This window comes from Flavobacterium sp. ZT3R18, from assembly GCF_007097385.1.
In the GTDB taxonomy this organism is placed as follows: domain Bacteria; phylum Bacteroidota; class Bacteroidia; order Flavobacteriales; family Flavobacteriaceae; genus Flavobacterium.
Genome location: NZ_VJZS01000009.1, coordinates 128600 through 147255, shown reverse-complemented (window position 1 = coordinate 147255; position 18656 = coordinate 128600). Strand labels below are relative to the sequence as shown.

Sequence of the window (18656 nt, the reverse complement as noted above, 5' to 3'; positions counted from 1 at the left end):
TGTCAATTGCAAAAATCAATATCAATTACAATGTCAATTGCAATATCAATTTCAATTTTTCGTATAAATTCAAGCAGTTAGTTAGACGCGATAAATCGCGTCTGTACGCGTTATGCAAATCTATCTATCGCTTCTTGTACTTTTTCTTCTTTTACACAAAGTGCAAATCTTATATATCCTTCTCCATTGCTTCCAAAAATGGTACCTGGAGTTATAAAAATATGTTTTTCGTATAATATTTTATCGATAAAATCCTCGGCAGAGGCTACTCCTGCTGGCAGTTTGGCCCAAACAAATAATCCAACACCGGCTGTATACACTTCACAACCTAACTTTTCAGCCAATTGCTCTGTAAGCACACGACGTTTTTTATAAATGGCATTCATTGATTCAAACCAAGATTTATCACTTTTTAGGGCTTCAACTGCTCCTTTTTGGATTCCGTAAAACATTCCGCTATCCATGTTGCTTTTGACCTTAAGAACCGCATCAATCAAAGTAGCATTTGCCAAAATCATTCCTACTCTCCAACCTGCCATGTTAAACGTTTTACTCAAAGAATTCAATTCTATAGCGACATCTTTGGCTCCTTCTATTTGCAACAAACTCATCGGTTTATCATTCAAAACAAAACTATACGGATTGTCATTGATTAATAATATGTGGTGCTTTTTGGCGAAAGCCACTAATTTTTCAAACAATTCCAAACTTCCTCTTGCTCCTGTTGGCATGTGAGGATAGCCTATCCACATGATTTTTACTTTTGATAAATCTAACTTTTCTAAAGCGTCAAAATCAGGTTCCCAGTTATTCTTTTCTTTCAGATCATAATAAACCGGTACAGCTCCAACTAGATTCGTTACCGAAGTGTAGGTTGGATAACCCGGATTTGGAATCAAAACGTGATCTCCTTCATTCAGGAAAGCCATAGAAATATGCATAATCCCTTCCTTGGAACCAATTAAAGGTAAAATTTCAGTATTGGAATCTAAGGCAACTCCATAATTATTTTGATAGAAATCAGCCATTCCTTTTCTAAGCTCAGGCAATCCTTGATAACTTTGGTATTGATGAGCGTTTTCGTCATGCATTGCCAAAACTACGGCATCTATAACCGCCTTTGATGGTTTTAAATCCGGACTTCCAATTCCCATATTGATGATTGGTTTTCCCTCTGAGGCCAATTGTCGTACTTCTCTCAACTTGGTTGAGAAATAGTATTCTTCAATTATATCAAGACGTTTTGCTGTTTTAATCATGGCAATTTATTTTAGTATTCCTACTTGTAATTTATCTTTTGTTATTTTCCCTTTTTAGGGTCTCGTGTTTTTATATTCGCCCAATACTTTAAAATACTCGGCCATTATAGTCAACAGTGCTTTGGCCTTGGCGTAATCTTCATATTTCTCGAAAGTAACATCTACGAAAAAAGAATATTTCCAAGGGGTTTCTATTTTTGGCAACGATTGTATTTTGGTTAAATTCAATTTACAATCACTCATTACATTCAGTACCGCTGCCAAACTCCCTCGTTTGTGATCCAATTCGAATTTGATGGAAGCTCTATTGATTTCGTTTTCATCTGTAAATTCTTTTTCCTTTTTGATAATTACAAAACGAGTCATGTTATTGTTTATCGTTTGAATTTCTGGAGCCAAAATCTCTAAATCATACAATTCCGATGCTGTTTTGCTGGCAATGGCTGCAATTCCTTTTAGTTGCTTTTCGTGGATTCTTCTGGCGGTTTCGGCAGTATCCTTGTCTTCAACCAATTTTATGTTTGGATATTTTTTCAAGAACTCCATACATTGCAATAAAGCCATCGGATGAGAATGCACTTCTAGAATATCTTCTATCTTTTGACCTTTGAGTGCCATTAAATTTTGGTGAATGTCTAAATAATGTTCTCCTATAATGTGCAAATTATTTTTGTCAATCAATGCGTAATTTGGAATGATCGGACCCGCTATAGAGTTTTCTATAGCCATTACCGCTTGATCTGATTTCCCAGTCATCAAACTAGCTACCAATTCCTCAAAAGACAGACATTCATCTACCTCAACATTTTGATAAAAATAGTCTTGAGCCACTTGATGGTGGAAAGATCCTTTAATTCCTTGTATTGCAATCCTCACCCCTCCCGATAAACATTGGGACTCCAAAGAAGAAGCTGTAGCTTCTGTAGGATTTTGTGTTTGTACTGACATGTTTGCTTAATTTTATATCAAAAAAAAATCCTGATTTTCATCAGGATTGTATATTAGTTTTATTTGTTTTTTATTTTTCAAATAACCATAGCACAATCCCTTACTTCCTAAAGAAGAAATAAAAAGAGTTGCTAAAATAAAAACGGTTAGTTGTCATTGTATTGTTTGTTGTTCAATTATTTAATGCAAATGTATGACTTATTTCAACTCAACCAAAAAAAAGAAATCTTTTTATGTAACAAAAAAAGATTTCTTTGTTAAAAGCGATTTTGACTCCTAATTCCATAAAAATAAGACATTTCGGAGTACTAAAATTATTGATTTCAGAACAGCAAAACCGATAGAGAACCTCCTTTTTAGTGAAAAACACTGTTTTTTGAACCCTTTCCTTTTGAATGTTGATGAAAAACGGTTCATTTCAGGGTTAATCTAAAGCTGTTGTGCGTGCGTGAGGGATAAAAGCTAGCTACCGAAGTAGCGCGGATAGCCCGACCCCGTTGAGCGAAGGGGCGAATATGCGGTACTATACTTAAGCCCCTTTGCTCAACGGGGGCACGCCCAAATGATTTTTATTTAGGTAATACTTTGTGAGATCCATTTCTTGCCTTCGGAGATTCTGGTGACTACCATGGCAGAGACCAAATCGCCATTGGCATTTAACAAGGTTGCGATTGGATCTACCAAAGTTCCTATAATCATGGCGGCTGGAAGGGCTTGCTCCATTGGGAAACCATAGACTGTGATGGCGAGGATCTCTCCTATATAACCGCCGTTTGGGATTCCTCCTTCGACCACGGATACGATTATGGTGATGCCGATTGCGGTTAATAAAGTATAGGGATCCGTGAAATCCTTGCCGAATAAGGCGAAAATAACCGCGATTTTGACAATCGACGACATGCTCGAACCGTCTTTGTGCAAGGGCGCTCCGAGCGGAATTACCAGATTGCGTATGTGACTTGGAATGTTCATTTGCTCTGCTGCTTCGAGATTGGCGGGGATGGTAGCGATACTGCTGCAGGTTCCTACGGCAGTTAATGCGGGGGTGATGTTGTTTTTCCAAAATATTTTGAGCCCTTGATTTCCTCCAGCGAAAAAAGCATACAAACTGAAAAAGAAAATGAAGTAAAAACTACAAACCGCGTAATACAGTGCCAATGGCTTGGCATAAGCGCCGAATAATTGCGGTCCAAAGATACCGACTTGATAAGCAAAATAAGCACCTAGACCAATTGGGGCCGTTTTCATTATGAGGTGCAGTAATTGCTTCATTACTTCATTACCCGAGTTAAGGAACCTCGCAAAATCTTTTCCTTTTTCGCCTGCGCGTAAAGTTGAAAAACCAATTAGAAAGGAAAACAGTATGAGCGCCAGCATATTTTTTCGGGACAATATCTCGTAGAAATCGTTAACCGTTAGCAGTTGTGTGATTTGAGAACCGGTGCTGCTTTCTTTAATGGTTTCTAATGCGACTTTTGAGATTACTATGCCTTGATGAATTGGAAAAATCAAAACACCAATAATCATTATAATCGCCGAAATAATTACGGTTGTTAAAAATACTCCTAAAACTATTCCGAAAAGCTTTCCGAGTTTTTCGGTTTTTTGTAAATTGGCAATGGAGGAGGAAATAGTAAAAAACACCAGCGGAATGATGGCTGTAAAAAGTAAATTCAGAAATATATCGCCTAATGGTTTTATAACTTCTACACCATTTCCGAAAACTAAACCTAAGATACTGCCAGCGAATATTCCGCCAAGGAGTAATAGAATACTGCTGTAATTTTTTAAGAAACTGCTTGATTTATTATTTCCCATATTGATTTAGTTTATTGTAAATATATAAATCTAAAAGTTCAAAAATACTATTAAATAAAAAAAGCACTCGAAAACGAGTGCTTTTTTTACAACCAAATACAATTAAGTACTAGAAATTTTTAGAAATCCCAACACTTGCCTGTTTTCCAAAAGTGAAAGCAAAAGTATTTGTAGCATCTGATGCTCCATCATTCTTTAATGAATCATACCCCAGTCCACCTATTGAAAAGTTAAGACAAAATCCTTTTTTCAAATCTACTCCTACTGCAGGAACTAAACCGATATAAAAACCATCACCTTTTATTTCTTTCGAAAACGGAATGTTATTAGACGATTTAGCAGATTGCATTCCAACTCCTAAATCACCAAATATAGAAAATACTCCAGCAAGAGGTTGAGAATAACGTAAGAAAGCGCCTAATCTAAAATCATTTTCTTTATGTTCAACAATAACATTTCCAACTCTATCTGAATTCTTTGAGCTTCCAACAGCAGTTTCAATACCAACGGTCATATTGTCAGAAAATTGGTAACCTACTTTAGGAGCAAACTCGAAATAATTAGCTTTTAAATCTCCCGTGTTTTGTGAAGCGTACCCAATATTTCCTGCTACTAAAACAGAACCTTTTTGAGCGTTTGCAAGACTTACGAAAGCCAATGCTGCAATAATGATTGCTTTTTTCATTTTGATATTTTTTTTAAATTAATACTATGCCATTTTCAATAACTATGCCATTACCTCTGTTTTTAGTACTTTTTTTATCGGAATAATCACATATCTTTAACTGTTAACTTGTTGCCTAATTTAAATTAACATGTCAGTCTTGTCATAAAACAATCTTTTCTATTTACTTTTGTGGCAAAAAGAAAGTCATGTCAATAGAAGTAAAAAACATTTCGAAATCTTACGGTGCTCAAAAGGCACTGGACAACATTTCATTTTCTGTTCAAAAAGGAGAGATTGTTGGTTTTTTGGGTCCTAATGGTGCCGGAAAATCTACTTTGATGAAAATTTTGACGACTTACCTTCGTGCTGATACGGGTGTTGCGCTTGTCAATGGCTTTGATGTAAACACTCAGGAAAAATCGGTACAGCTTTCTATTGGATATTTGCCAGAGCACAATCCGTTGTATTTGGATTTGTACGTGAGAGAATATTTGGCTTTTAATGCTGATGTCTATAAAGTCGAAAAATCCAGAATCGAAGAAGTGATTCAGCTGACGGGTTTATCCACCGAAAGTCATAAAAAAATAGGACAATTGTCTAAAGGGTATCGCCAACGTGTGGGATTAGCCAATGCTTTGTTGCACAATCCCGATGTTTTGATTCTAGACGAACCCACAACCGGATTGGATCCCAATCAATTGGTCGAAATTAGGAATGTGATTAGAAACGTAGGGAAAGACAAAACCATTTTTCTATCAACACACATTATGCAAGAAGTAGAAGCGATTTGCGATCGAGTAATTATAATTGACAAAGGACAAATAGTTACCGATAAAAAACTAGACACTTTAATCTCTGCCAATAAGGAGCAAGTAATCGAAGTCGAATTTGATTTAAAAACAGAAGCTGAACTGATTGCTCAAATTCCACATCTAAAATCGTTCAAAAATACTCACGAAAACTCTTGGGAATTGACTTTTGTTTCAGACAAAGACATGCGCCCAACCGTATTTGATTTTGCTTATGATAATGGTTTAAAAACTTTACAACTCAACCAGAAGAATAAAAATTTGGAAGCGGTATTTAGGGAGATTACGAAGTAGTTGGCGGTTTTCAGTCGCAGTTCATCATAAAAAACAAGCCCGTTTAACAAGGCATTAAACGAGCTCGTTTTCAAAAAAACTAATATACTTAAAACCAATTTAAAACTCTAATTCACACATTTACAAGAACTCTCTCTTCCGTCAAAGTCATATCCAAGAGTTAACATATGAGTCCCCGCATTATAATTTTGAAGCTCATTTAAACTAGCATTAAATGAATAAGCCACAAAAAATTTATTTTGTTTTAAGCCAAACAATGGCGCAATTGAATTAGGCTCAAAATTCTGATCTGCTAACATTCTTAAACTCAAGCCAGCCCAAATATAATTTTTCCCACTCATTTTTCGGATCTTAAAATTAAGATCGGCACTTGAACGTCCATCACTTTCATAAATCTGATAAAAAACAGATGGTTCGAATTCTAAAGAGGTAAACCTGCTTTTCACAACAAATCCAGAATACAAATAATAATTTCTGATATTAGTCGGTTCGCCACTTATTGTTGACTTAATCTTTCTATCTAATATATTTACTGCATTAAAAGCAAAAAAGAAGCTTTCTAAGCGATATAAAAAGCTTAAATCAAAATTAGAGTTAATCTCATTATAACTTTGCACGGTAGGATCCGAAGAATTAATATTAGAGATATCAATATTGAAATTAGTAAATTTATAGGATAAGCCAAATGACAAAAATTGATTATTATACTCTGATAAAGTAAGATGATGGGCATAACTGACTTGCCCTCCTTTTTGAGACGTATTTCGATTCTTATCATTAAATAGTACGAGTCCTACACCAGAACGATCTGCAATTCGAGCATCAAATGATACCGATTGTGTTTGTGGAGCATCTTTTACCCCAAGCCATTGTGTTTCTCCCGTGAAACGCAATTCATAAAATTCACCAATACCAGCAAAAGCAGCCGAAATCACAAATGGATTATCTGCAAGATATTGACTTGTTGCTGCCATTTTAAACTCTTGTCCATACATGGCAGGGGCAAGAATTATAAAAAACAATGTTATTATTTTCTTTTTCATTTTCTTAATTTATCTAAATAAAGTCATTCCTCCTACCAATTCTCTCTTATCATTACCATTGTTTGTTTTAATAACATACCAATAATCTCCCGAAGGCAAAGGTTTTCCTTGATAAGTACCATCCCAACCCAATTCATTATTTCCTTTGAACCTGGCTATCAAACGTTGGTACCTATCATAAATAGACACTTCAAGATTTGGATAGTCCTCAATTCTTGTTGGATACCAATGATCATTTGTACCATCTCCTTCGGGAGAGAAAAATTTAGGGAATTCAATTCCTAAATAATCTAAATATTTACTTTGTGAAGTATAGCATCCATTTGAATCTTTGACATAAATAGTGTACTTTCCAGAAGCATAAATCTTAATATCTGGATTAATAGTATATTCATTTGCATGATTAAGGCTGTATTCATATGGCCCTGTACCTCCTGAAGGAAGAATCCTAAATTGATTTGACCCTAAATCTGTTATAGAAAAATCTGGCGTTTCAATGTTTTGAATAACTTGAACAGTATCAATTGAGCTACAACCAGTTGCTGTGTTTTCAACTTTCAAAGTGTACATCCCAATAGTTGATACTGTAGGAGTCAATGTATTTGCTCCCATTACTATTTTGCCTCCTGTCCATGTATAGGCCATGTCCTTCCCAGTTGTAGATCCTGTCCCGTCTAATTTTACTGTTGAAGAAGTACATGTTATTTCATTGGCAACACCTGCATTAGCAATAGGTATATCCGCTTTATTAGTAACGTCAACAGTATCTGATTGTTTACATCCAAAAGCTATATTAGTAACCGTTAAAGTATAAGTCCCGACAGCACTTACAATTGGCGTCAATGTAGTGCCTCCACTAACAATTGTGCCACCTGTCCATAAATAGGTAGAACCTACTGTACTAGAACCTACTCCATTTAAACTCACTGAAGAAGATTTACAAGTAATTTCTTTGGCAATTCCAGCCTCTGAAATAGGATTAATCTCTGTTACCATTACTTTGGCAGTAGCTGGTACGGCACAAACTCCAGTTGGTAAAACTGTATAAATATAGTCTTTTGCTCCGCTCTTATTCCATGTACCACCAGTATCTGGAGTACCACCCAACTTAGCAAATAATAACGCATTGGTTGGAGTCGTTCCGGAACAAATTGTCAATGTCCCATTGGTTCCGGCATTTGGAGCGGCTTGCGTTGTTACTGTTATTGTAGCTCTTGCTGCCAAAGTACATGGTGCAATTGCATTTACTGTATAGGTATAGACATTTCCAATTTTTGACCAAGTACCTGTCGCATTTGGAGTTCCGCCCAACTTAGCAAATAATTCTGCATTGGTCGGAGTCGTTCCTGAACAAATTGTTAATGTACCATTTGTCCCAGCATTTGNNGTTCCGCCCAACTTAGCAAATAATTCTGCATTGGTCGGAGTCGTTCCTGAACAAATTGTTAATGTACCATTTGTCCCAGCATTTGGAGCGGCTTGCGTTGTTACTGTTACTGTAGCGGTTGCTGCCAAAGTACATGGAGCAGTTGCATTTACTGTATAGGTATAGACATTTCCAATATTTGACCAAGTACCTGTCGCATCTGGAGTTCCGCCCAACTTAGCAAATAATTCTGCATTGGTCGGAGTCGTTCCTGAACAAATTGTCAATGTACCGTTGGTTCCTGCGTTTGGACTTACCAACATAGCTGCATTGCTCAACGCTACAGGTACAGACGTACAACCTCCGTTACCTGAGGTTACCGCATATGGTGTTCCAACTGTCATTCCGCTTACCAATCCTGCCGTGTCTACTGTTGGACCAGCTGGGACAAAAGTATAGATATTGGCAGCATTATAATTACCAATGGTAGAGGTTCCCGCAGCAGAACAAGTAGGCGTTGTTGGTGTAATTATTGGATCTTCTATACTTCCCGACTTCAATGGATTACGAAACCATTCACTTTGAGCAGAAGCACAAGTTCTACTTTTAGCAGTTATAGCATATTGAGTCCCAAGAACCATTCCATTTATGATACCTGTTGCAGGATCAATTGTAGGACTTGAAAATGGTGGATTAAAAATATAGGTATTGGCAGGATCATAATTATCAATCTTAGAAATACCATCTGCCGAACAAGTAGCCGGAGTAATTTTAATTGTAGGAGTCGCTGGATTTGTACAAGGAGTTGACGAATCTGCTTTACAAGTAAAACTCTCAACCGAAAAACAAGTACCAGAAGGCCCTGTAGGAGTAATGAAAACTTCTACATTATCTGAATCATTCAACGATCCTAACGTATAAGTTGACACATTCCCTACAGCACCTACATTCACACGAAATCCGCCATTTACTTCATATTCAACCAAATAACCTGTAGCTCCCAAAACAGGAGTCCAATTGAATGTTACCGAGGTTATTGTAGAAGTTCCACATGTAATAACAGTTTTTGGACTTACTTTTACCTCATTCGAAAATAATAAGGGACTACTACAAACACCATCATCCAGATTCGTTAAATTTAAGGTTACATCTGCCGTAACTCCTGGTATAATAATATCAACTTTACCAGTAGCGTCAATTGTTACAGTGGTCGGTGTGCCTCCTGTATTATACGTTATCTTGTTTCCTATTGTTCCTGTTAGCTTAAAAATAGCATCACTTCCTGAACAGATCGGACTATTTGAACTCGAGTTCACATAAGGTGTATTACGTACAATCACCGTATTAGTAACTGTTACATCATTACTACATTTATCATCACTCACATTTGTTAGATTCAAGGTTGGATTATCAATATAGTTCGAGACTATAACATGAAGCTTCCCATCTGTTCCTATAGTCTGAGGAGTACTACTTGTGGCAAATCCCGTATAACTCACTTTATTTCCTGGCGTTCCTTCTATGATAAAATCGGCAGGAGAACCAAGACAAATTGGGCTAATTGAACTCAATGTCGCTACAGGCATCTCGTTTACATCTACTTGAATATTTTTCGGAACAGTAATATCAGTAACTCCATCACAATTTTTAACATTACATGTTACTGTATAAAGGCCTGCATTTATAGCCTGTGCATTATCAATAGATGGGTTCTTTGCTGTACTTGTAAAACCATTTGGCCCTGTCCAAACATAAGTAGTCCCTGGAGGCAAAGTACCATTTACATCTAGATTTAGAGTAGTACCAGCACAAACAGGAATAGGGCTAATGACTGTAGGCGCAAGTACTACATTTCTTGTCACCGTTAGTATTTTCTTTATAGAAGTAATTGGACATTCATAAGAAATAATCTCCAAAGTATATTCACCTGAATCAGTAGGTTTAGCATTTGTAAGCGTATAAATTTTATCTGTTGAAACAACAAATCCTGACGGATTTATCCATTTATAAGTAATACGGGAATCGGTGTCAAGATACCTTTTCAAAACAGGAAGTAAATCTTTGCCAGCATCATAAGTTACACTAAAATCAACATCATATCCTTCACAAACTTGATCTGGCATTGTTGCTTTGTATTTAATCTCATCAAATTCATCTACATTAAGTAACAACATCTGAATACCGTATAAATTTGAGCCATATCCAATATTCCTAAAACCTATTTTTTGTGGTTTATTACAATCTTCATCTACATATATGCAATGTAATTTCCCTGGATTACTATAACGGGTATCCGTTCTTCCTCCTTGAAATTGAGGTTGGGTTTCAAGAACCGAAGCCCATTTACGAGAATCTACTAGCGCTCCATTATCTATAGGTATAGCTGGTTCTTCTCCGTCAATTGGAGTAGTGAAATTTTTCTGCTCTATATACATTTTACCCTTTACATTCGCTACATCTAAGTTATTACGAACACCTGCATAAACACCCTTTTTATCTATAAGGCCATTACCATGCAAACGATAATATTTCCCTTTAACGGTTTCAGCCCCAACTTGAAATTCTATATTATATACATACAAGCCGTTTTTCTGCAATTTCCAAACGAATCTGTCTGGAGCAAGATTCCAACTCTTATAATAGTCCGCGCTATTAATGACACCGCCAGTTATAGCAGGATCAGCAGAAGTGGTGATTAAAGAATGACCATCTATTCCACCTGGAAAACAAGGCCCAGGCCCATTAATATTAGGTTGCGAACAACCTCCTTGAAATGGCCCTGCATAGCCCCCATCATTGTTTCTGAAAGTTTGAGTTGCCGTTATTCCTCCGGTAGAATATTTTACTATATCAATTTTACCGGGTAGATTGTTCAGTTGATGATACCATCTTTGGAAAGAAGCACCAGAACCCCTATCCCAAGTCCATTCATCTCCATAAGTATTATTTTGCGTCTCATACAAATGTATCCTATTATCATGGCTCATATATTGTGATCCACCAGCTCCTTGAAAAGTAAGCATATGCACTTTCTTACCTGGTGTTACTTTACAATCCAAAATACGCTGATTGTTCACCCATGTCTCAGTAGGTTTCCCTTCTACTTCCTTAATCACGGTTTTACAAATATCCACCATTAATGCCCGTGAGGTTGTTAAATCATTATTTGATGTAAACCTTCTATAATACTCTTCGTTAAAATTTTTAAAGAAATTATTATCCTCAATATACATCTTATACATTGCCGCAGAACCCATACCATAACGTTCCCAATGTGCCCCCATGCCAATATTACTTGCCCAAAAATTGGTATTGGTTAATTGTGAGGTATTCTGAAAGTCGTAATCCCAGTCAAAAGGATATCCTGGTTCATTACTCCAATGTCGACTTAAGCCCGTTGAACTCCCAGAATAATAACCTGGGTAGGCCTCTATAAATTTATCCATTACAATTGCGGCAACGCAATCCGCCATCGATTCTTCAAAACCAGCCAAAGTAGATTCAGTATGCCATAATTTATTAGTAGTCAGACATACATTATCACGCCAAGCATGAATCAATTCGTGAACCATCAGACGTGGCTGTGTCATTTTCCCTGAAGCATCCGCAGTATACTGAGTAGTAATCCTATTAGGTCCATTCCAAAATGTATTTGTTCCGGCCGAATTCCCATCATTGACGACATCCACCGTATAGGCATGGGAAGAAGGTCCATATACTTGAGCTATGATCGGTATTACTTTATCGTAAAAGTCTTTCATATTAGTTACTTCACTAGCTGTAAACCCACTTTTCCCATTGGTACCAAAATTAGTTTGAATATTCACAGACACAATATTACCAGCAGCCCCAAAGGGTTGAAAAGTAAAATTTAATGGCCCAACTACCGTATCTACCCCTCCATTATAAAGATGGAAATAAAAATCTTGTCCTACAGTTAATACTGATCCTAAAGCCGCTGAAGACAATTTCAACTCTTCGAAACTATACCCCCCTGTAGATTTATCACTGGTATTTAATCCTTGGCCCCATTTTATATTTTGAGAATTAGGACCTTTTGGTACAGAACCCGTACCTATTGAAAAACCATCAAAACCTCCGTCTGACCAATTTACAAAAACACTATATAAGCTCTCGACACTACCAATATACGTTGTAGGAATTGGAACTGCAGCTGCAGCAAGGGCTCCAGCTACACCTACTGCTTTCATTTTGCCTTGCTTATTTGATCTAGCAGGCATGGGTAATGGAGGCGATACAATTGAAGGTTTACAGCCTACTGGAACCGGAGAAATAGAATTCGGATCGACTTGGGCAAAAATCGAGTAGGTTAAAAAAAAGAGTAGAATATATAATTTTTTCATAGCAAACATTGACATATTAATCGATAAAAAACACATTTTATCGACGAAATAAAAGTATGCCTTTAGATCGAAAACATTATGATTCTAAATTACTCAATGTTAATACTAAATTAACACATTAATAACATCATGGTTTTTAAAAAATCACAAAAAAATACGCAAACTATGTCATTATAAACAATATCTTGGAGAATTTACAAATAAAAAAACTCGCTCCAAAAATGGAACGAGTTTCTTATTATCCTAAAACTTTAGAAAAAAAACTACTTTATCCCCAACTCCAAAATACTCGCTTTCATTTCGGCTATCGCAATTTTAATATCATTTTCATTCGTTCTCCAATTGACAAACGAAGCTCTGATTCCTTTGCGATTTTGATATACTGTTGGCGTCATAAACACTTTTCCTTTATCGTTGAGATGCTTCAAAAATAAATTTACTTTTTCTTGATTGTGGTCTCCCGCCAAAGTAAAACAAACGTTATTGAGGCGAGTTGGCGCCAATAATTCGAAGTTTTCGTTTTGGGCAATGAAGGCATCAAATTGCAATGCCATAGCAACGCTATTTTCTACAATATCTTGAAATCCTTGTTTCCCGTACGCCAATAGCGAAAACCAAACCGGCAACGCTTTTAAACGTCTGGAATTCTCGGGCAAGAAATTTAGGTAACTGAAATTCTCCAATGGATCTCCCAAATACGGAGCATTCGAGTTTTGAAACGTTTCTACTTGAAGGTTTATATGTTCTTCCTTTACCAGATAAAAAGCACTTTCGTACGGAACATTCAGCCATTTATGGCAATCGACGGTAATACTGTCTGCGTTTTCCCAACCGTTTATCAAATGTTTGTACATTGGCGAACAAGCTGCAAAACCTCCAAAAGCCGCATCAATATGCCACCAAAAACTATACTTTTCTTTCAGTTTATTTATCGCATTGAAATCATCAAAATCGGCTGTATTGACTGTTCCTGCGCTTGAGATTAAAATAAATGGCTGACCGTTTAAATGCTGCATATTTTGTTCCAAATCGGCTATATCAATGGCCTCCCGATTTCCTTCGGTTGTTTTTATTTTGGTGAAATTCTGACTTCCAATCCCTAACATCGCCAAGCATTTTACAGAGGACGAATGTGGTGTAGCGGTAAGAATATGTATCGGTGCTGAAATTCCGTTTTTGGCAAAATCTTGCCCCAATTGTTTCCCAAACCATTGTCTAGCCACCGCCAAACAGGTAAAATTTGACATAGTAGCACCCGTTACAAATCCGCCCAAGAATGATTTTGGTAAGTCAAACAATTGCAACAATAAATTAATGGTTTCTATTTCTATCAAAGCCGAAACACCTCCTTGCGCTTTTGTGGATTGTGCATTTGGGTCGTAAATCGTCGTTAACCAATCGCCAACAATAGCAGCTGGTGTCGCTCCTCCTGTAACAAAACCCCAATATCTTGGTCCCGCTTGCGAAACCATCAAGGGCGCCAAACGTTGGTTGAATTCTTCCAAAGCAGTCAATGCTCCCAAACCAGAATCGTTCAGATTTCGATTGGCAGTTATTGTATTTTGGGTTGAAGTGGGAACGACATCAATAGAATTCAGAAAATCTATTCCTTGTTGTTTTACTTGTTCAAGGATGTTTTCAATATCGTTTAAATCTTGTTGAAGGGTTGGGTTCATTTGGTTTGTTTGGTTAAAATTAGAAGACCTAACAGGTTTTTAAAACCTGTTAGGTCAAAACTTCATCGATTTTATTATAAACATTGTACTTAGAGACGTTGCGGTGCACCGTTTCGTGATAATCAATCCAATGTTGAGACGTTGCAGTGCAACGTCTCAACTAGAAAACCTTACTGGCTATTTGTCTGATATTTTCTGACTTTCCCATAGAATAATAATGCAAAACAGGAACTCCTGCTGCTTTCAACTCTATCGATTGTTGGATGGCCCATTCGATTCCTACTTGCCTGATGTCGGCATTGGTTTTGCATTTATCCACTGCATGAATCAAATCTTCTGGTAAATCGATACGGAAAATTTGGGGCAATATTTGCAAATGTCTTTGTATCGCTATAGGTTTAATGCCTGGAATAATAGGCACTGTGATTCCCATTTCTCTGGCTTTGGCAACAAACTCAAAGTATTTGGCATTGTCAAAAAACATTTGGGTTACGACATAATCAGCACCGGCATCGACTTTTTCTTTCAGTCTTTTTAAGTCCGAAATCAAAGAAGGAGATTCTAAATGTTTCTCTGGATAACCTGCAACACCAATGCAAAAATCGGCTTGATTATCAACATCCATTACATCGTGTAAATACTTTCCGCAATTCAATTGATTGATTTGACTAACCAAATCGACTGCAAAATTATTTCCTCCCATTTTCGGAACAAAAGACTGTTCGTCCTTCATCGCATCGCCACGAAGTGCCATCACATTATTGATTCCAAGATAATGACAATCGACCAACATGTATTCTGTTTCCTCTTTGGTAAAACCTCCGCAAAGCAAGTGTGGCACGGTATCTACATTGTATTTATGTTTTATGGACGCACAAATACCCAACGTTCCCGGACGCATTCTGGTTAGTTTTTTATCTAATAATCCGTTGCCTTTATCAATATAAATATACTCCTCGCGAGAAGTGGTTACATCTATAAATGGCGGTTTGAACTCCATCAACGGATCGATATTGTCGTATAACTCCTGAATGCTTTTTCCCTTTTGTGGCGGAATAATTTCGAAAGAGAATAACGTTTCTCCTTTGGCATTTTCTATATGTTGTGTTACTTTCATTTTCTTTAGTTTGAAGTTTAAGGTTTAAGGTTTAAGATTCTCTCGAACGACTTTAAACTTTAAACTTTAAACAAATTTCAACTTTAAACTATTATTTAATCTGCAATATTCGGATTCAACCATTTCATGGCTTTATCGGTCGAAATACTTCTTCGTTTGGCGTAATCAATAACTTGGTCTTCTTTTATTTTTCCGAGTCCAAAATACTTGCTCTCGGGATTTCCAAAATAATAACCTGAAACTGAAGAAGCTGGCCACATCGCCATACTTTCGGTCAAAGTCACTCCAATTTCTTTTTCTACATTTAGTAATTTCCAAATCGTTGGTTTTTCTAAATGGTCTGGACAAGCCGGATAACCCGGTGCTGGACGAATTCCTTTGTAAACCTCTTCTATCATCGCTTCGGTAGTTAAGTTTTCATCTGAGGCATAACCCCAAATTTCTTTACGCACTTTTTCGTGAAGGTATTCGGCGAATGCTTCTGCGAATCGGTCTGCCAAAGCTTTTACCATAATCGAATTGTAATCGTCTAAATCCTTTTCGAATTCTGCAGCCCATTCATCAACACCAAAACCAGTTGTTACACAAAACGCTCCCATATAATCGACTTTCCCGCTCTCTTTTGGAGCAATAAAGTCTGACAAGGCAATGTTTGGAGCTCCTTTCGTTTTTTGCGATTGCTGACGCAACGTCAAGAATTTCTCCAATACTTTTCCGTTTTCATCGCTTAATTCGATATCATCATCGTTGACTTGATTGGCAGGGAAAATTCCGTAAATTCCTTTGGCGGTTAGTTTCTTTTCTTTCAAAATAACAGCTAACATCGCTTGTGCATCTGCAAAAACCGAAGTCGCTTGTTCTCCCACCACTTCATCCGTCAAAATCGCTGGATATTTCCCGAACAATTCCCAGGTTCTAAAAAACGGAGTCCAGTCAATATACGGAACCAAAACATCCAAATCTACTTCGATAGTTTGTGCTCCGATAACTTTTGGCTTTACAGGCTCGAAATGTCTCCAATCCAACTGCAATTTATTTTTACGAGCTTGCTCAATCGTCAAGAAATTCTTGTCGCGCGAACGGTTCAAAAACGTTTCTCTAAACGCATCATATTCGGCTCGAATATCGCTGGCGTATATTTTTTTATCCTTGTTCAGTAAACTTCCAGCCACCGTTACCGCTCTCGAAGCATCGTTAACGTGAATCACAGTTTCCCTATATTGAGGCGCAATTTTCACGGCTGTATGCGCACGTGAAGTCGTTGCACCACCAATCATTACTGGAATTTTAAGTCCTCTTTTATCTAATTCCTTGGCGAGATACACCATTTCGTCCAGTGACGGTGTGATTAATCCGCTCAATCCAATAATATCTACGTTGTGTTCGATAGCCGCTGCAATAATTTTTTCGGGAGGCACCATAACGCCCAAATCTACTATCTCATAATTATTACACGCCAATACCACCGAAACAATATTTTTACCAATATCGTGTACATCCCCTTTTACGGTTGCCATCAGGATTTTTCCATTCCCTTGTTTGTCTCCCGCTTGTTTGCTGGCTTCGATATAAGGCAATAAATACGCCACTGCTTTTTTCATTACACGAGCCGATTTTACCACCTGTGGCAAAAACATTTTCCCCGAACCAAACAAATCTCCAACGACATTCATTCCCGTCATCAAGTTGATTTCGATAACTTCAATCGGTTTTGTGGCTGCCAATCTAGCTTCTTCAACATCAATTTCTATAAACGCATCAACCCCTTTTACCAAAGAGTGTGTTATTCTTTCTTGAACTGTTCCCGAACGCCATTCTTGAACCGCTTTTTCAGTATTCTTAACATCTCCTTTTACATTTTCGGCAAAATCCAATAAACGTTCTGTAGCATCATCTCGTCTGTCCAGAATTACATCCTCCACGTATTCCAACAAATCTTTTGGAATTTCATCGTAAATCGACAACATCTCTGGGTTTACAATTCCCATTGTCATTCCGTTTTTAATGGCGTGGTACAAGAAAACCGAGTGCATCGCTTCCCGAACCGTGTCATTACCTCTAAACGAAAACGAAACATTACTCACCCCACCACTTATGTGTGCATGTGGCAAATTTTCGCGAACCCATTTGGTCCCTCTAAAGAAATCTAAAGCATTCAAGCGGTGTTCCTCCATACCGGTAGCTACGGGGAATATATTCAAATCGAAAATAATATCTTGCGGCGGAAAACCAACTTTATTGACCAAAATATCATACGAACGTTGACAAATTTCAACTCTACGGTCGTAATTATCTGCTTGCCCTACCTCATCGAAAGCCATAATAATTGCCGCGGCACCATAGCGTTTAATCAATTTGGCATGATGAATAAATTGTTCTTCCCCTTCTTTTAACGAAATCGAATTTACAACACATTTTCCCTGAACAACTTTCAGACCAGCCTCGATGATATTCCATTTCGAGCTGTCAATCATGATTGGCACTCTCGAAATATCTGGCTCAGCAGCGATTAAATTTAGGAATTTAGTCATCGCATATTCGCCATCCAGCATCCCTTCATCCATATTAATATCGATGATTTGCGCGCCGCCTTCTACTTGCTCTTTGGCAATGCTTAATGCTTCTTCGTATTTTTCTTCCTTGATTAACCGAAGGAATTTTCTAGAACCCGTTACATTCGTTCGTTCCCCAATATTCACAAATACGCTGTTTGGCGTAATGATTAAAGGCTCTAATCCCGATAATACTAGGTTTCTTCTATGTTTATTGTGTGCCATTTTTTTGTTTTGAGTTACTCAGTTCCTAAGCGGCTTAGGTTCTGAGTTTTTATTGTTCTGTCTACGGTTTAATAAAAACTGTAGCTATATTTTATTTCAATTCTATTTGGGCGTGACCACAGGGGTCGGGCTATTCGTTACAAGTCCTCGACCAATTCCGTTATCACTCCATTGGTCTGTGGGCTTTTCACTGCTATCCCTCACGCGGGCATTGTGCAATAAATTAAATTTTGTTTTTATCCAAAACCTTTTATTTGATTCTCTTTGCGGGCTTCGCTAGCGCGCAATGTCATTAAGTTAAGGATTATATTGACCTCAGAGAGGTCAAATGTTTATAGAAAAAATGTAGCGTGTGCGTTCGACCCCAGCGGGGTCGTAGGAACGTCGGTAATTGAATTATTTCTATAAACATTGAAATCCGCTGGATTTCCTTAACTTAATAACATTGCGCTAGCGGGGCGAACGTCACGCTCGTACCCAATTCTATTCTTCTTTTTTTACCTGCCTTAGTTTGTGGG

At 37.4% G+C, this 18656-nt stretch carries 10 protein-coding genes; 1 reads left to right on the top strand and 9 read right to left on the bottom strand.

Annotated elements, in window-relative coordinates:
* Nucleotides 1-110 precede the first annotated feature (110 nt).
* From FNW52_RS11680 to FNW52_RS11665, 4 genes are all read right to left on the bottom strand, one after another.
* Complete coding sequence (locus FNW52_RS11680) at nucleotides 111-1259, bottom strand: pyridoxal phosphate-dependent aminotransferase (RefSeq protein WP_143377655.1); 1149 nt, start codon at nucleotides 1257-1259, stop codon at nucleotides 111-113.
* 54 nt (nucleotides 1260-1313) lie between these two features.
* Nucleotides 1314-2207 (bottom strand): prephenate dehydratase, encoded by an 894-nt coding sequence (locus FNW52_RS11675; protein WP_143377654.1) that lies wholly within the window; start codon nucleotides 2205-2207, stop codon nucleotides 1314-1316.
* A gap of 573 nt (nucleotides 2208-2780) precedes the next feature.
* Nucleotides 2781-4025, bottom strand: coding sequence for a dicarboxylate/amino acid:cation symporter (locus tag FNW52_RS11670; RefSeq protein ID WP_143377653.1), 1245 nt, complete (start codon nucleotides 4023-4025; stop codon nucleotides 2781-2783).
* A 109-nt stretch (nucleotides 4026-4134) separates the two neighbouring features.
* Nucleotides 4135-4710: an outer membrane beta-barrel protein gene (locus FNW52_RS11665; protein WP_143377652.1), complete on the bottom strand. Its 576-nt coding sequence runs from the start codon at nucleotides 4708-4710 to the stop codon at nucleotides 4135-4137.
* Nucleotides 4711-4898: 188 nt separating this feature from the next.
* Here FNW52_RS11665 and gldA point away from each other — a divergent pair, with 188 nt between their 5' ends.
* Nucleotides 4899-5795: a gliding motility-associated ABC transporter ATP-binding subunit GldA gene (gldA, locus tag FNW52_RS11660; RefSeq protein WP_143377651.1), complete on the top strand. Its 897-nt coding sequence runs from the start codon at nucleotides 4899-4901 to the stop codon at nucleotides 5793-5795.
* Nucleotides 5796-5902: 107 nt separating this feature from the next.
* Here the strand turns inward: gldA and FNW52_RS11655 are convergent, their stop codons facing one another.
* The 5 genes from FNW52_RS11655 to metH form a co-directional block, all read right to left on the bottom strand.
* Nucleotides 5903-6838 (bottom strand): type IX secretion system membrane protein PorP/SprF, encoded by a 936-nt coding sequence (locus tag FNW52_RS11655; protein WP_143377650.1) that lies wholly within the window; start codon nucleotides 6836-6838, stop codon nucleotides 5903-5905.
* A gap of 9 nt (nucleotides 6839-6847) precedes the next feature.
* On the bottom strand, nucleotides 6848-12568 hold the full coding sequence (locus tag FNW52_RS11650; RefSeq protein ID WP_185965967.1) for a T9SS type B sorting domain-containing protein: 5721 nt from the start codon (nucleotides 12566-12568) through the stop codon (nucleotides 6848-6850).
* 263 nt (nucleotides 12569-12831) lie between these two features.
* The gene (locus FNW52_RS11645) at nucleotides 12832-14244 is read right to left on the bottom strand and encodes a pyridoxal-dependent decarboxylase (RefSeq protein ID WP_143377648.1); all 1413 of its coding nucleotides are present in this window, start codon (nucleotides 14242-14244) and stop codon (nucleotides 12832-12834) included.
* 160 nt (nucleotides 14245-14404) lie between these two features.
* Nucleotides 14405-15361: a methylenetetrahydrofolate reductase [NAD(P)H] gene (metF, locus tag FNW52_RS11640; protein ID WP_143377647.1), complete on the bottom strand. Its 957-nt coding sequence runs from the start codon at nucleotides 15359-15361 to the stop codon at nucleotides 14405-14407.
* Nucleotides 15362-15456: 95 nt separating this feature from the next.
* Nucleotides 15457-18138, bottom strand: a complete 2682-nt coding sequence (gene metH, locus FNW52_RS11635; protein ID WP_143377646.1) for a methionine synthase — start codon at nucleotides 18136-18138, stop codon at nucleotides 15457-15459.
* Nucleotides 18139-18656 lie beyond the last annotated feature (518 nt).

What these genes read in the sequence shown, in the direction of transcription:
- FNW52_RS11680 (WP_143377655.1), bottom strand. Translation starts at nt 1,259, where the DNA reads ATGATTAAAACAGCAAAACGTCTTGATATAATTGAAGAATACTATTTC.
- FNW52_RS11675 (WP_143377654.1), bottom strand. Translation starts at nt 2,207, where the DNA reads ATGTCAGTACAAACACAAAATCCTACAGAAGCTACAGCTTCTTCTTTG.
- FNW52_RS11670 (WP_143377653.1), bottom strand. Translation starts at nt 4,025, where the DNA reads ATGGGAAATAATAAATCAAGCAGTTTCTTAAAAAATTACAGCAGTATT.
- FNW52_RS11665 (WP_143377652.1), bottom strand. Translation starts at nt 4,710, where the DNA reads ATGAAAAAAGCAATCATTATTGCAGCATTGGCTTTCGTAAGTCTTGCA.
- gldA (WP_143377651.1), top strand. Translation starts at nt 4,899, where the DNA reads ATGTCAATAGAAGTAAAAAACATTTCGAAATCTTACGGTGCTCAAAAG.
- FNW52_RS11655 (WP_143377650.1), bottom strand. Translation starts at nt 6,838, where the DNA reads ATGAAAAAGAAAATAATAACATTGTTTTTTATAATTCTTGCCCCTGCC.
- FNW52_RS11645 (WP_143377648.1), bottom strand. Translation starts at nt 14,244, where the DNA reads ATGAACCCAACCCTTCAACAAGATTTAAACGATATTGAAAACATCCTT.
- metF (WP_143377647.1), bottom strand. Translation starts at nt 15,361, where the DNA reads ATGAAAGTAACACAACATATAGAAAATGCCAAAGGAGAAACGTTATTC.
- metH (WP_143377646.1), bottom strand. Translation starts at nt 18,138, where the DNA reads ATGGCACACAATAAACATAGAAGAAACCTAGTATTATCGGGATTAGAG.